This window comes from Ensifer soli (genome assembly GCF_041928815.1).
GTDB lineage: Bacteria > Pseudomonadota > Alphaproteobacteria > Rhizobiales > Rhizobiaceae > JBHFEI01.
Genome location: NZ_JBHFEI010000003.1, coordinates 20,752 through 34,068 on the forward strand (window position 1 = coordinate 20,752; position 13,317 = coordinate 34,068).

The 13,317-nt window shown below is 66.2% G+C and carries 14 protein-coding genes; 1 reads left to right on the forward strand and 13 read right to left on the reverse strand.

From position 1 onward, the window contains the following. Positions 1 to 141: 141 nt before the first annotated feature. From ACEVQ6_RS05050 to oiaX, 3 genes are all read right to left on the reverse strand, one after another. A complete protein-coding gene (locus ACEVQ6_RS05050) occupies positions 142 to 969 on the reverse strand; it encodes a phosphogluconate dehydrogenase C-terminal domain-containing protein (protein ID WP_374887830.1) in 828 nt (275 codons plus the stop codon). Between the two features lie 95 nt (positions 970 to 1,064). Next, positions 1,065 to 2,399 carry a four-carbon acid sugar kinase family protein gene (locus ACEVQ6_RS05055; RefSeq protein WP_374887832.1) on the reverse strand — a complete coding sequence of 445 codons (1,335 nt, stop codon included), beginning with the start codon at positions 2,397 to 2,399 and terminating at the stop codon, positions 1,065 to 1,067. Next, positions 2,399 to 3,652, reverse strand: coding sequence for a 3-oxo-isoapionate-4-phosphate decarboxylase OiaX (oiaX, locus tag ACEVQ6_RS05060; protein ID WP_374887833.1), 1,254 nt, complete (start codon positions 3,650 to 3,652; stop codon positions 2,399 to 2,401). Before oiaX ends, ACEVQ6_RS05055 begins: the two co-directional genes overlap by 1 nt. A gap of 190 nt (positions 3,653 to 3,842) precedes the next feature. Here oiaX and ACEVQ6_RS05065 point away from each other — a divergent pair, with 190 nt between their 5' ends. Further along, complete coding sequence (locus tag ACEVQ6_RS05065; RefSeq protein ID WP_374887834.1) at positions 3,843 to 4,550, forward strand: transcriptional regulator NanR; 708 nt, start codon at positions 3,843 to 3,845, stop codon at positions 4,548 to 4,550. Between the two features lie 77 nt (positions 4,551 to 4,627). On the opposite strand, the gene ACEVQ6_RS05070 is transcribed toward ACEVQ6_RS05065, so the two are convergent. From ACEVQ6_RS05070 to ACEVQ6_RS05115, 10 genes are all read right to left on the reverse strand, one after another. After that, the gene (locus ACEVQ6_RS05070; RefSeq protein WP_374887835.1) at positions 4,628 to 5,416 is read right to left on the reverse strand and encodes an SDR family NAD(P)-dependent oxidoreductase; all 789 of its coding nucleotides are present in this window, start codon (positions 5,414 to 5,416) and stop codon (positions 4,628 to 4,630) included. A gap of 36 nt (positions 5,417 to 5,452) precedes the next feature. Next, positions 5,453 to 6,475, reverse strand: a complete 1,023-nt coding sequence (locus ACEVQ6_RS05075) for a carbohydrate kinase family protein (RefSeq protein ID WP_374887836.1) — start codon at positions 6,473 to 6,475, stop codon at positions 5,453 to 5,455. 65 nt (positions 6,476 to 6,540) lie between these two features. After that, positions 6,541 to 7,527, reverse strand: coding sequence for a beta/alpha barrel domain-containing protein (locus ACEVQ6_RS05080; RefSeq protein WP_374887837.1), 987 nt, complete (start codon positions 7,525 to 7,527; stop codon positions 6,541 to 6,543). A 64-nt stretch (positions 7,528 to 7,591) separates the two neighbouring features. Next, a complete protein-coding gene (locus tag ACEVQ6_RS05085) occupies positions 7,592 to 8,317 on the reverse strand; it encodes an SDR family oxidoreductase (RefSeq protein WP_374887838.1) in 726 nt (241 codons plus the stop codon). Between the two features lie 13 nt (positions 8,318 to 8,330). Continuing rightward, positions 8,331 to 9,101 (reverse strand): SDR family NAD(P)-dependent oxidoreductase, encoded by a 771-nt coding sequence (locus ACEVQ6_RS05090; RefSeq protein WP_374887839.1) that lies wholly within the window; start codon positions 9,099 to 9,101, stop codon positions 8,331 to 8,333. Between the two features lie 57 nt (positions 9,102 to 9,158). Continuing rightward, a complete protein-coding gene (locus ACEVQ6_RS05095) occupies positions 9,159 to 10,220 on the reverse strand; it encodes an ABC transporter ATP-binding protein (protein ID WP_374887840.1) in 1,062 nt (353 codons plus the stop codon). Positions 10,221 to 10,230: 10 nt separating this feature from the next. Beyond that, positions 10,231 to 11,274 carry an NAD(P)-dependent alcohol dehydrogenase gene (locus ACEVQ6_RS05100; protein ID WP_374887841.1) on the reverse strand — a complete coding sequence of 348 codons (1,044 nt, stop codon included), beginning with the start codon at positions 11,272 to 11,274 and terminating at the stop codon, positions 10,231 to 10,233. Positions 11,275 to 11,359: 85 nt separating this feature from the next. Beyond that, the gene (locus tag ACEVQ6_RS05105) at positions 11,360 to 11,599 is read right to left on the reverse strand and encodes a DUF2160 family membrane protein (RefSeq protein WP_374887842.1); all 240 of its coding nucleotides are present in this window, start codon (positions 11,597 to 11,599) and stop codon (positions 11,360 to 11,362) included. Between the two features lie 4 nt (positions 11,600 to 11,603). Then, positions 11,604 to 12,431: a carbohydrate ABC transporter permease gene (locus tag ACEVQ6_RS05110; protein WP_374887843.1), complete on the reverse strand. Its 828-nt coding sequence runs from the start codon at positions 12,429 to 12,431 to the stop codon at positions 11,604 to 11,606. Further along, complete coding sequence (locus ACEVQ6_RS05115; protein WP_374887844.1) at positions 12,431 to 13,312, reverse strand: carbohydrate ABC transporter permease; 882 nt, start codon at positions 13,310 to 13,312, stop codon at positions 12,431 to 12,433. The genes ACEVQ6_RS05110 and ACEVQ6_RS05115 overlap by 1 nt, the downstream gene beginning before the upstream one ends. Between the last annotated feature and the right edge of the window lie 5 nt (positions 13,313 to 13,317).

Genomic DNA, 13,317 nt, shown 5'->3' on the forward strand with positions numbered 1-13,317 from the left:
CCGGACGGACGCTCGCTTCTCTTGATATCGTTTGTCTCTCTGGGAAACCGGATTCCACGTTTCCCCGACAGGCTCCAGAGCCCCAGGCGAAGACGCCGCCCGGGCGGTCAGGCCGGGACGGCGCCGGATCTTAGGACCGTATCAGGTAATGCGGCGGATGCTGTCGGCGATTTCCTGCGGTTCGAAGACCCGCTTCCAGTCGTCCTTCATCAGCACCGGAACGCCGAATTCGATCGCCTTGTTGCAGGCGTCGGAGAAGACACCGGGCGTCTCGTCGAAGATGACCGCGCCGAGCACGTTCATGTGGCCGAGCAGGAAGTCGCGGGCGGCTTCCTTCGGCACGCCGCGGGCGACGCATTCGTCCATGGCCTGGCGCATGACGACGAGCAGCGAGGCGCAGACGGTTTCCGACAGGCCGGGCTCGAGCAGCGCCATCTGCTCGACGGTGACGCGGTGCGAGCGCATGACCGGCGCCCAGATCACCTTGGCGACCTCCTCGCCGAGCGCATAGGCCTCTTCCGGACCCTGCATCAGGGCGGAGACGATGTGCTGCTTGGCGGCGACGCCACCGAAGAAGTCGCGCTTGGCGGCCGGGTCGGTCTCGTCGTTGAAGATCGGCGGATGGCAGGGGTGCGTGACGAAATAGGTAAGGTCCGGACGATCCGGCAGGTGGCCGGCAAAGGGTGCGGCGGCGTCGAGGATGACGACCATGGTGCCCGGCACCAGTCTGTCGACGATCGAGGCGGCAACCTTGCCGATGACCGTGTCCGGCACGGCGAGCACGACCACCTCGGCGCCGGCGAGCGCCTGATCGGCCGGCACGGCGTCGAAGCCGAGCTCGTCCTTGAGGCGTGCCTTGCCGACGTCGCTGACTTCGACGTGGCGCACGTCGAAGCGCGAACCCTTGAGATTCTTGGCGAGCCGGTAGCCCATTTTGCCACCGGCGCCGAACAGTGCAATTGCGGTCATGTATCCACCCGATCTTCGTTCGAGGTTGGTTTAAGATAACTGGTATGATGAGTCAATCAGTATGCGTCTGTGTTAACAGGCGGGCATGCGGGTTTTCAGGCCTGTCGGCCCTCGCGGATCTGGGAGAAATAATCATCTGCGCCGACCTGCCCGCCCTTCAGCGCGATCTGCAGACCGTTGGTCGGCGCATGCAGCCCATGGGCGGTGCAGAGCGGCGAACCGGGCGTCTGCGGCAGCGGCAGCAGCGTCGTCAGGGCCTGCACCTTCAATTCGGCAAGGGCGTGGCTGGACGTGTCGCCGCCGGCGATCACCGCGCGGGTGAGGCCTTCCGCCTCCACGAGGCGCCGCAGGATGGTGCCGAGCGCCCGGCCGAGGCGATGACGGGCACCGGCGACCCTGTCGATATCGGCGCCGCGATCGGCCGAGGGGCCGAGCGCCGAATAGAGCAACACGCTGCGGCCGGTCTTCAGGCTCTTGATGCCGCTCTCGACGGCGGCGTCGATCGCCGCATCGCCGCTTTCGCCGACCAGCGCCAGCGGATCGAGGCCGACGCCGTCGAAGCCGTTGGCGGTCGCGTGGCGGATCTGCCGCTCGGTCGTCGGCGAGACGCTGCCGGAGACGACGGCCATGCGCTCGACTGCACCCGGCAGGGGGAAGTCGACCGGCCCGCCGATACCGTGCTTCATCCAGGCATCGACCAGCGCATATTCGACGCCGGAGGAGCCGGCGACGAACCAGCCGCCCTCGCGCTTCAGCCGCTGCAACTGGCGTCCCACCCGCGCCTGTGATTCGAGGCTGTCGACATCGAAGAGCACCATGCCGTCGGCACCCTCGACCAGCGCGTCGACGCGCGCATCCGCATCCGGCGCCGCAAGGGCGACGAGATCGACGAGGCGACAGGGGAGGGCGGTCTGGCGGGCGAGGTGCAGGCCGAGATCTGCCTCGTCCATCGGCGTCACCGGATGGCGGCTCATCACCGGATGGCGGTCGATGCGGTAGGTGGCGCCCTGGTAGCCGGCGAAGAGATGGCCGAAGGCGGTGTAGCGTTTCAATTGCGGCGCGCCGACGACGAGCGGCACCCAGTCCTGCTCAAACAGCGCGCGGCCGATTTCCACCGCCGTGCCGATATTGCCGATCGTCGGGCTGGAATCGAAGGTCGAGCAGACCTTGTAGTGGCAGATCTCCGCCTTCAGCGACTTCAGGAACCGGAAGACCGGCGTCAGTTTCTCGTGCATCCAGTCCGGCGTCTCGCTGCGGCTGGTGCCGGCGATGCCGACGGCGCGGCAGTCGGAGAAGCGGGCAAGCAGGGTTTCATCCGGCACGCCGAGGAAGAGCACGGTCTTGATGTCGCGCGCGGCGAGCGATTCCATCACGTCGGTCGAGCCGGTGAAATCGTCGCCGTAATAGGAAAGCAGCAGATGGTCGGTCATCAGGCGTCCTTGCCGCCGAATTTCTTCAGCGAGGCGGCGAGTTCGGGGTGGTCGAGGGCATAGGTTTCGAGCGGGATGTCGTTGACCGCCGCCACCCAGGCCTGTTGCACGGCGCGCACGCCGGCCGCCGGTCCGTCCGGATGGCTGACGATGCCGCCGCCGCAGAGATACATCAGATCCTGCGTCCGGCCGGTGCGCTGGTAGGTTTCCGGCGCCTGTCCGCCCCACTGGCCGGAACCTGCGACCGGAAGCGGACAATCGGCTGGATCGAACAGCGGCGTGCTGACGGCCTCGAACGAGGCGACGAAGCTTTCGTCCGGCTCCCAGTATTTGACCTTGATGCCGTTGATCTGGAACTGGTCGACGCCGAGAAGCCGCCAGAACTGCTGCCAGACCTTGAAATCGAGGCCGGCGCCGGGATGGCGGGTCAGCATGTCCCAGCCATTGCGGTGGGCATGCAGCACCAGGCCGGAGCGCTTGCGCAGGAACGACATGGCGCCGAAGCCGATCGAATTGATGTTAATGACGGCGCAGTTGCCGCCGGCATTCAGCACCAGATCATGGTTGCGCATCATCTCGTCGGGATCGGTGGCGGAAATGCCGAAGGCATACATTACCTTCTTGCCGGTCTTCTGCTCGTGGTCGAGGATCAGCGGCATGATCGCCTTCACCCGGTCTGCGAGCGAGGAATAGGCCGGGCTCATCAGTTTCTCGTCATCCTTGATGAAGTCGACGCCGGAGGAAATCAGTTCGCCGACCATCTCGGCGGTCTCGTGCGGGCGCAGGCCCAGCGCCGGCTTGACGATGGTGCCGATGATCGGCCGCGTCTCGACGCTCGTCAGCCGACGCGTGCCGGTGACGCCGAATTGCGGGCCGGGATAGGCGCCGCGAAAGGCATCTGCCAGCGTCATGTCGACGATGCGGATGCCGGTCATGCCGCGGATCGAGAAGACGCCGCCGAGCGCAATCGTCATCAGCGCGGCGAGATCGGTGCCGGTCGCTTCCAGCGGGAAGGCGATGTCGACATCGGCCCGTTTCAGCCGCGTGCCGGGGGCGGCTTCCGGCCAGGTCGGGTGTTCGGCGTCGGGCAGTTCGCGGATCGCAACAACACGGGCGGCGACACGCGCCTTCAGCTCCGGCGTCTCGCCCGGCAGTTCGACGAAGGTGCCGGTCGACTGGTCGCTGGCGATCTTCTCCGCCATGGCCTCGACGCTGCCGGGCGTCTCGATGCGGTAGGTGACGGTGGTCATCATCGTCGATGTCGCTCCTCTGGCCGCCCGCGAGATTCCGGGTGACGTGATGGCTGGACTGGTATAATGAGTATTCCAACTTGGCAAGCCCGTCCCGGTGGATAATTTGCCGTGAGCGGCACTGCCCTTCGCCAAGGCGGCGAAAGCATGCGATATGGGAAAGAAAGCCCTCAAGGATATGCAGCGGAGAGAGATGAGCGCGCCCCGGGAACAGATCGTCCGCCGCAAGCTGTCCGACGAGGTCTTCGCCCGGCTGAAGGCGATGATCACCTCGGGCGAACTCGCGCCCGGCGACGACATGCCGTCCGAGCGCGCGCTGATGGAACGCTTCGGCGTCGGCCGTCCCGCGATCCGCGAGGCGATGCAGGCGCTGGCCGGTATCGGCCTCGTCGCCATCTCCCATGGCGAACGGGCGAAGGTGCTGAAGCTCAGCGCGCACTCGCTGTTCCGCCAGCTCGACATCACCGCGAAGATCATGCTGTCGCAATCGGCGGATACGCTCGAACACCTGAAGTCGGCGCGCATCTTCTTCGAGCGCGGCATGGCGCGCGAGGCGGCGATGAAGGCGGCTGCGGAGGATATCACGGCGCTGCGTGCGATCATCGACCGGCAGCGCGCAAGCCTTGACGACGCGGATGCCTTCGTCGGCGCTGACATGGCCTTTCACGGCCGTATCGCCGCCATTTCCGGCAATCCGATCTTCAGCGCCGTCAGCGAGGGCATGCTCGGCTGGCTGCGGGAATACCACACGGAAATGCTGATCTGGAGTGGCAAGGAGAACGTGACCCTGGTCGAGCACGAGGAAATCGTCGCCTGTCTCGCCGCAAACGACGCCGAAGGGGCGGAGCAGGCGATGCTCAGGCATCTGGAGCGCTCGCGCGCGCTCTACACGCTGCCCTGACGCAACGGCCTTTTCCCGAGGCAGAAAGGCAGAAAGGCGGCTCCTGGAAAGGGCCGCCTTTCTTTCATGGGCGATGCTCAGAGCGTCTTCAGCATGCCGCCATCAACGAAATAGGTCGAGCCGATGCTGTAGCTTGCCTTGTCGGAGCAGAGGAAGACGAAGAAATGCGCCAGTTCCTCCGGCGTGCCGAAGCGCTTGGAGGTTGCGTGCTCGTTCGCCACCTGCTGCAGGTAGCCTTCCCAGTCGCCGCCGGTGTCAGCGGTCAGCTGCTTGGCGGTCTTGATCCAGTCCGGGGTGAGGATCAGACCGGGATTGACGCAGTTGACGCGAATATTGTCGCCGACCACTTCCGAGGCCAGCGTCTTCGAGAACATCATCAGCGCCGACTTGGTGACGTTGTAGATCGGCTCGTACCAGAGCGGCTGCACGGCGCAGATCGAGGCATTGTGCAGCACCACGCCGCCGCCCTTCGCCTTCATCTGCGGCACGAGGCCGCGGGCGAGCCGGACGGCCGCCATCACATGCAGGTCCCAATAGGCCTGCCACTTCTCGTCCGGCGCCTCCATGATCGTCTCGTTGGAGCCGGTGCCGGCATTGTTGATGAGGATGTCGGCGCCGCCCGCAGCCTCGGCCGCGGCCACCACCGCATCGACGCCTGCGACGGTCGCGACATCGGCGGCGACGCCCCAGGCCTTGACGCCGAATTTTTCCGCGATCTTCGCCGCCTCCGCCTCGACGCGCTCCTTTCCGCGCGCGGCGAGCACGATGTTGGCGCCCTCCGCCGCCAGTCCCTCGGCGACCGCCAGGCCGATGCCGACCGAGCCGCCGGTGATGACCGCGTTCTTGCCCTTCAATCCCATGTCCATCGTCACAATCCTCGTCTGTTCTCGTGTTCGTGTGGTTCAGGCGCTGCGCCGGCCCCAGCGTTCGGCGATCGACAGGCAGGTCTGCCATGCCTCGACGCCGTCCGTCGTCCCGGTCGTGCGCAGCGAGCAGGCGGCGGCCGCATGGCCGAGCCAGATCGCATCCTCCAGCGCCCAGCTCTCGTGCAGGCCGTAGAGGAAGCCGGCGGCAAAGGCGTCGCCGGCGCCGTTCGGCCCGGCGACTGCCTCCGGCGGCACGGCGACGGAGGGAACGAAGGCGACCTGGCCGTCGCGCGTCACCGTCACCGCCCCGCTCGGGAAATGCACCGTCACGAGGCGCATCGCGCCGCGCAGGAGAACCTCGCGCGCGGCCTGCCTGACCGCGTCGAGATCGGTACGGCCGCCTTTCACCGTCTCGATTTCGGCCAGCGCGCCGATCTCGCTGTCGTTGACGATCAGCGTGTCGAGATGGGGCAGGCAGGGATGGATGACCGCGCGAAGGCGCTCCGGCGGCAGCGTGCAGAGTTCGAGATTGGTTTCGAGCCCGGCCGCGCGCGCCGCCTTCAACACCGTCACCCAGCCGTTGGCATCCCCGTCCTGCGGCCCGTCCATCGTCCTGTGCACGCCGGGAATGCCGAGATGGAGGAAACGGCCGGAGGTTTCGGAGAAATCGAAATGTTCGGGTGCCAGCAGCGCCCCGACGCCGAGCTCGCTGATATGGGTGCGCAACCCGCTCGCCTTCGAGATGAAGGCTTCGGTGATGTTGCTCGTGGCGCCGGGGACGATGCGCATCTGGCGCGTGTCGATGCCGGCGGCCTTCGCCTCCGCGATCATCCGTTCGCCGGCGCTGTCCTCGCCGACGAGGCCGATCGTCTCCACCGGCACGTCCGGATCGAGCCGGCGCATGTCGATGCCGAGGTTGCAGGCCGAGCCGCCGCCGCGTTCCTCAAGCCCCCAGGTGATCGCCACCGAATCCTCGCGCGGCCAGGCGTCGATGATGCGGTTGCGGTCGAGGCACCAGGTCCCGGCGGTGACGAAACCGCGCTTGCGCTTTGCTGCCATGTCGATCTCCCGTCGGGGAACGCCGAGCCGTCGAACGGCCCGGCGCATCCCGATTGTTCCCGGCGTCAGTTGTAGTGCAGCACGGTCTCGGTGGTGACGAGATCGTCTTCCAAGCTGCGCATCGGCGTCTGGCCCTGCGCCTGCAACGCGCCGTGATAGGCCTTCACCGCTTCTTCCGGCGAGACGTCGCCGTCGGCGACCGCGCGCATCAGCTTGACCATCGCCAGCGGATCCTCGGCGAGGTTGATCTTGCGGCCGAAGAGGGCGACGCGGGCGCCGTATTTCTCCGCCTGGAAGATCAGCTCGAACGTGTCGCGCGCCGTGCCCGCGCCGCCGCCGAGCACACCGACGACAAGGCTCGGATCGTAGCTCGTCAGTTCGTCGAGCGCACGCGCGCCGTTGAACGGGATCTTCAGGAACTGCGGGCGCTGCGCCTTGGTCAGGCCGGCGATCGAGCGGCAGATGAAGTCGTTGACGTAGAAGGGCACGTCTTCCTTGGCGATGCCGGTGTCGACATTCGGGTTGAAGACCTCGAGGAAATACTTGAAGCCGTTCTCGTCGGCATCCTCGACGAAGTCCATGAAATGGACCATCGACTCGTAGTCGGCGTCGAGATCGTTGTTGAAGGTGATCGAATAGAGGCCGAGATCGGTGTGGCGGCGGGTCGGCTTCAGCGAGGCGGTGCGGAACGGGCGCGAGGGCTTCTTCGAATAGCCCGCGCCGCGGCCGACCCAGATGTCGGTCGTGTCGTTGGCGCGGATCGCCGGCTTGACGCTGCTTTCGTCGAAGACGCCGTCGTCGACGAGGGCCTCCAGGTTGGAGGCCGAGACGAGCATGATGTCGACGATGTCCTGCCGCACCACCTTGGCGACATTGGCGAGGAATTCCGGCCGGGTGCGGTAGCGCTCGAACGTGCCGTCCTTCTTCAGGTCCGGGCCGCAGGAGCGGATGCTCGGCCCCATGTCGCCATCCTTGGCGTCGGCGATGATGAAGTCGCTGCGCTTGTAGTTTCCGGAGCGGATACGGGCGAGCTTCGCGTCGTAGCGGGTCATGAGGGGACGTCCTTTATGCGTCGGGAGGATGCGCCACGCGTCCGCCGCGTGGCGCCGGATAGCATCAGTTGGCCATGAAGCCGCCGTCGACCGGCATGGCGATGCCGTTGATCATCGCCGCCTCGTCGGAAAGCAGGAAGAGGATGATCTCGGCGACGTCGTCGGGATCGGCGAAGCGCCCGACGGGGATGCGCGACAGCATGCCGGCGGATTTTGCCGGATCGCTCCAGGCCTTCACCGCCATCGGGGTCAGCGTCACCGTCGGATTGACGGCGTTGACGCGGATGCCCTGCGGCGCGAGTTCCTTCGCCATCACCCGGGTCATCGCGTCGAGCGCGCCCTTGGAGGCGCAATAGGCGGCGTGGTCGGGAATGCCAAGGAAGGAGGCGACGGAGGAGACGTTGACGATCGCGCCCCTTGCGCCGGCCTTGATCCGCTCGCGCGCATATTCCTGCGCGACGATCATCGGCGCGCGGGTGTTGACGGCATAGAGCAGGTCGAAATTCTTCACCGTCACGTCGAGGAAGGATTCGAGCTCGGTCGTGCCGGCGCAGTTGACGAGGTAGTCGGCCGGCACCGCCTTCAGCGCGGCGGCGCGGGTCGCGTCCGGATCGGCGAGGTCGACGGCATGCGAGGTGCTGCCGATCTCCTTGTCGAGTTCCGCGAGATCGGCTGCGGACCGCGACAGCGCGATTACCTTCGCGCCGCGGCTTGCCAGCATGACGGCGGTGGCGCGGCCGATGCCCTTGCCCGCGCCGGTGACGATGACGCTCTTGCCGGTGAAATCCATGTGTCTTCCTCCCTTACCAGCAGGTGAACCCGGCATCCGCCTTGACGGTGGCGCCGGTGATGAGGCTCGCCGCGTCCGAGGCGAGGAAATGCACGACCGAGGCGATCTCGTCCGGCTGGCCCATGCGCCCCATCGGCGTGTCGCGCAGCCAGACGTCGAGCGTCGCCTCGTCGATCACGGCGCGGGTCATGGCGCTGTCGATATAGGTCGGCGCGACCGCGTTGACGCGCACGCCCCGGCTCGCCCATTCGACGGCGAGCGAGGCGGTCAGGTGGTGCACGGCCGCCTTCGAGGCGTTGTAATAGGTTTGGAGTTGCGGGCGGTTGACGATATAGCCGGACATCGAGCCAATATTGACGATCGCGCCGCGGCCCGCCTTCAGCATGTGGCGGCCGAAATCGCGGTTGGTCCAGAAGACGCCGTTGTAGTTGACGTCGTTGACGCTGAGCCAGAGTTCGTCCGGCGTATCCTCGGCGGCGGTGCCCGAGCGGGCGATGCCGGCATTGGCGACGAGAACGTCGATGCGGCCGAAGGTGGCCGCGATCTCGTCGGCGGCGGCGCGCGTGCTCTCGGTTTTCGTCACGTCGGCGACGCGCGCCTCGACGGTGTAGCCCTTGGCGCGCAGCGTGTCGCGGCCCTCCTCGGCAAGGCCCGCCTCGCGGTCGATCACCACGATCGTCGCACCCGCCTCGGCCAGCGCCTCGGCGCAGGACAGCCCGATGCCGCGCCCGCCGCCGGTGACGACGGCGACGCGGCCGTCCATCCTGAACTTTTCGAAAAACATCGTCCTCTTCCCTTTATCCGTCGTCGTCGCGCGGCGTCCTCCCGCCGCGCCGTTCCGTCATATACGACGGGCGCTCGCCTTGTCGAAGAGATGCGCGCGGCCATGGTCGACTTTCAGCCGCAGCGTCTCGCCCGGCCGCGTGCCGATCCGGTCCTTGACGATGGCAACGATCGGGTCCTCGCCGAGGCGGGCGAAGATCTGCGTCTCCGACCCGGTTGGCTCGAGGACGGAGACGAAGGCTGGCAGGCCCTCCGGCGCGATCTCGATATGCTCGGGACGGATGCCGTAGGTCACCTCCTGCCCGACCTTCGCCGCCGTTTCCGGCAGCGGCAGCACGACGCCGTGCTGGCTGATGAACACCGGCCGGCCCTCGCGGCTCTCAACCTTGCCGTTGATGAAGTTCATCGAGGGCGAGCCGATGAAGCCGGCGACGAAGGTGTTGACCGGACGGTCGTAGAGGTCGAGGGGGGCGCCGACCTGCTCGACGCGGCCGTCCTTCATCACCACGATCTTGTCGGCCATCGTCATGGCCTCGATCTGGTCGTGGGTGACGTAGATGGTCGTCGTCTTCAGCCGCTGGTGCAGTTCCTTGATCTCGACGCGCATGGCGACGCGCAGCTTCGCGTCGAGGTTCGACAGCGGCTCGTCGAAGAGGAACACCTGCGGGTCGCGCACGATGGCGCGCCCCATGGCGACGCGCTGGCGCTGGCCGCCGGAGAGCTGCTTCGGATAGCGATCGAGCAGCTTGCCGAGATCGAGGATCTCGGCGGCCTTCTTCACCTTCCGCTCGATCTCGTCCTTGGCCACGCCCTTGAGCCTCAACGAGAAGCTCATGTTCTCCGACACCTTCATGTGCGGATAGAGCGCGTAGTTCTGGAAGACCATGGCGATGTCGCGGTCCTTCGGCGGCTTGTTGTTCACCACCTTGCCGCCGATCGAGACGTCGCCGCCGGAAATCTCCTCGAGCCCGGCGATCATGCGCAGCAGCGTCGACTTCCCGCAGCCGGACGGGCCGACCAGGATGACGAACTCGCCGTCGGCGATGTCGACGGAGACGCCGTGAATGACCTGAACGGCCCCGTATTTCTTGATGACGTTGCTGACCTTGACCTCGGCCATGGCGGTTCTCCTACTGCGGCAGCTCGATCTGCATCTTCACCTGGCCGGCGGGCGCGCTCGCGGCGATCTCGAAAGCCTCGACGCTGTCCTTGAAGTCGAAGACGCGCGTGATCAGCGGCGCGACGTCGATCGCGCCCGACGACAGCATGGCGACGCAGCGCGGGAAGACATGGGCGTAGCGGAAGACATGCTCGACGCGGGCTTCGCGCACCATGGCCTTGCCGAGATTGTAGGGGATGGTGTTGCCGGAGGCGCCGATATAGACGACGCAGCCACCGGGCGCGAGCGCGTCGAAGACGCCGAGCGCGGCCTTCTCGTTGCCGGAGCATTCGAAGACGACGTCGACGCCCCAGTTGTCGGTCTCGGCGTTGATCCTCTCGACCAGATCGGTATGCCGCACGTTGATCGTCGAGATGGCGCCGAGGCTTTCGGCGATCTTCAGCTTGGTGTCGTCGACATCGGCGACGATGACGCGGGCGCAGCCGGCGCCTAGCGCCGCCAGCGCCGTCACGAGGCCGATCGGTCCGGCGCCGATGACGAGGCCGACATCGCCCGGCTTGATCTTCGCCTTGGTCGCGCCATGCACGCCGACGGCGAGCGGCTCGACCATGGCGGCGGCGGCGAACGAGACGTTGTCCGGCAGCTTGAAGGTAAAGCCTTCGGGATGGACGACCGTCGGACGCAGCACGCCGTGGATCGGCGGCGTCGCCCAGAAGCGCACGGCCGGATCGACATTGTACATGCCGAGGCGGGTCGCCTTGCTGTTCGGGTCGGGAATGCCCGGCTCCATGCAGACGCGGTCGCCGACCTTCAGCGTCGTGACGGCGGATCCCGTCTCGATGACGGTGCCGGAGGCCTCGTGGCCGAGGATCATCGGCGCCTTCACCTGGAAGATGCCGCTGCCGCCATGGGTGTAGTAATGCACGTCCGAGCCGCAGATGCCGACCGTGTGCAGCTTGATGCGCACGTCGTGCGGTCCGACGCTTTCCTCCTGTTCGATGGGGAAGTCGCGCAGCGACAGGCGACCTTTTTCTTCGAGAACCAGCGATTCCACGTTTGAGCTCCTTGGGTGCGCGGGCTTTGCCACCCGCGAGAGGGCACGGGCGCTCTGCGCCCGCAAAAGGGATTGTGTCCGCCCGTCAGCCGCGCGAGACGATCAGGACCGCGAGCGCCACCGAGAGAACCGTCGCAATGTAGAGCGACAGGGACTGTTCGAGGAAGCGCATCCAGAACAGGTGGATGGCGATGAAGCAGACCACGCCGATGAAGCCGCGGTCGAAGGCGTTGGTGTGGATCGGCAGGAAGCCGCGGCGCTCCGGCTTGATCGCCTTCGCTTCCTCGTCCTCGGCGTCCAGGTCGACGATCGGGGGGTGATCCATGGCTCTACTCCTTCACGGCGCCGAAGGTGAGCCCGGCGACGATGTGGCGCTGGACCACGCCGAGCACCACGAGCGCCGGCAGCAGGGTCAGCATCGAGGTCGCGGCCATTTGGCCCCAGTTGGTGCCCGTCGTCGAGACATATTCGGCAAGGACGGTGGTGATGGTGCGGGCCTCCACGCTCGTCAGCGTCGCGGCGAGCAGGTACTCGTTCCAGGCGAAGATCCAGGTGAGGATCATCGTCACCGCGAGGCCCGGACGGGCGAGCGGGAAGACGACCTTGGTGATCACCTGGAAGGTGTTGGCGCCGTCGACCGTCGCCGCCTCGTCGAGCTCGACCGGGATGGCATCGACGATCGAGCGCAGCGTCCAGATGGCGAAGGGCAGGTTGAAGACGCAATAGAGCAGGATGAGGCCGATGCGCGTGTCGAACAGCTTCCAGTCGCCGATGACGAAGACCTGGGTGTAGAGCAGGAACAGCGGCAGCAGGAAGACGGCCGGCGGCGCCATGCGGTTGGTGATCGTCCAGAAGAACACGTTCTCCTTGCCCTGCAGCTTGTAGCGCGACAGCGCGTAGGTGGCGAGGAAGGCGAGCACGGTGACGAGGATCGCGTTCGACGTGGCGATGACGATCGAGTTGGTCATGAAGCGCTGGAAGCTCGGATTGGCGAGCGCGCCGGTGTAGTTTTCCCAGTAGATCGAGGTGAGCCAGACGCTCGGGATGCTGAACAGCTCGTTGCGGCTCTTCGCCGAGATGACGAACATCCAGTAGATCGGGAAGAGCGTGACGAAGCTGGAGACGATCCAGAACAGGACGATGGCGAGACGGCGCATTATTCGGGCCTCCTGAGATCGCGGCGGGCGACCAGACCGGCATAGAGCAGCCAGCACATGACGATGGTGAGGTAGAGGACGATCAGCGACATGGCGCCGCCATAGCCGTAGTCGGTCTTTGGGAAGACGACGCGCCAGATGTGCAGGCCGATATAGCGGGTGGCCGAGCCCGGTCCGCCGCCGGTGAGCAGCCAGATCTCGTCGACGGTGCGCAGCGCGTCCATCAGGCGGATGAAGACGGTGGCGAGGATGGTCGGCTTCAGCAGCGGCAGCGTGACGTGCCAGAAGATCTGCAAGCGGTTGGCGCCGTCGATCTGCGCCTGCTCGAAGGGTTCCTTGGGCATGGACGACAGGGCGGCGAGCATCGTCAGCGTCACGAGCGGCGTCCAGTGCCAGATGTCCATGACGACGGTGGCGAGGAAGGCCTGGTCGGCATAGCGGCCGATGTTGAGATCGAAGCCGAAATAGGTACGCATGATGTAGGGCAGCGGACCGATGCCGGGGGTGGTCAGAAGGCGCCAGGTGGCGCCGACGGCGATCGGCGCGACGACGAGCGGCAGGGTATGGATCGTGCGGAAGAAGCCCTTGCCGGGGAAATCCTTCATGAAGAGCTGGGCAAGCAGGTAGCCGAGGATGATCTGGCTGACAACGGCGAAGATGCCGAATTTCAGCGTCACCCAGAGCGAGTTGAGGAACTGGGGATCGAAGACGAGACGGCGGAAATTCTCGACGCCGTTATACTGCATCGTCGGATCGGCGGCGAAGCTGTTCCACTGGCTGAAGGCAACCACGAGGACGTAGAGGAAGGGCAGCACGCCGAAGATGAAGAGGATGATGATGGTCGGCGCCAGCATCAGCCAGCCGATTGTGGATGATCGCATTCCAA

Bases quoted from the DNA above. Each gene is read 5' to 3' on its own strand.
- ACEVQ6_RS05115 (WP_374887844.1), bottom strand. From the start codon at position 13,312: ATGCGATCATCCACAATCGGCTGGCTGATGCTGGCGCCGACCATCATC.
- ACEVQ6_RS05105 (WP_374887842.1), bottom strand. From the start codon at position 11,599: ATGGATCACCCCCCGATCGTCGACCTGGACGCCGAGGACGAGGAAGCG.
- oiaX (WP_374887833.1), bottom strand. From the start codon at position 3,652: ATGATGACCACCGTCACCTACCGCATCGAGACGCCCGGCAGCGTCGAG.
- ACEVQ6_RS05090 (WP_374887839.1), bottom strand. From the start codon at position 9,101: ATGTTTTTCGAAAAGTTCAGGATGGACGGCCGCGTCGCCGTCGTCACC.
- ACEVQ6_RS05095 (WP_374887840.1), bottom strand. From the start codon at position 10,220: ATGGCCGAGGTCAAGGTCAGCAACGTCATCAAGAAATACGGGGCCGTT.
- ACEVQ6_RS05050 (WP_374887830.1), bottom strand. From the start codon at position 969: ATGACCGCAATTGCACTGTTCGGCGCCGGTGGCAAAATGGGCTACCGG.
- ACEVQ6_RS05085 (WP_374887838.1), bottom strand. From the start codon at position 8,317: ATGGATTTCACCGGCAAGAGCGTCATCGTCACCGGCGCGGGCAAGGGC.
- ACEVQ6_RS05080 (WP_374887837.1), bottom strand. From the start codon at position 7,527: ATGACCCGCTACGACGCGAAGCTCGCCCGTATCCGCTCCGGAAACTAC.
- ACEVQ6_RS05075 (WP_374887836.1), bottom strand. From the start codon at position 6,475: ATGGCAGCAAAGCGCAAGCGCGGTTTCGTCACCGCCGGGACCTGGTGC.
- ACEVQ6_RS05070 (WP_374887835.1), bottom strand. From the start codon at position 5,416: ATGGACATGGGATTGAAGGGCAAGAACGCGGTCATCACCGGCGGCTCG.
- ACEVQ6_RS05055 (WP_374887832.1), bottom strand. From the start codon at position 2,399: ATGACCGACCATCTGCTGCTTTCCTATTACGGCGACGATTTCACCGGC.
- ACEVQ6_RS05110 (WP_374887843.1), bottom strand. From the start codon at position 12,431: ATGCGCCGTCTCGCCATCGTCCTGTTCTGGATCGTCTCCAGCTTCGTC.
- ACEVQ6_RS05065 (WP_374887834.1), top strand. From the start codon at position 3,843: ATGAGCGCGCCCCGGGAACAGATCGTCCGCCGCAAGCTGTCCGACGAG.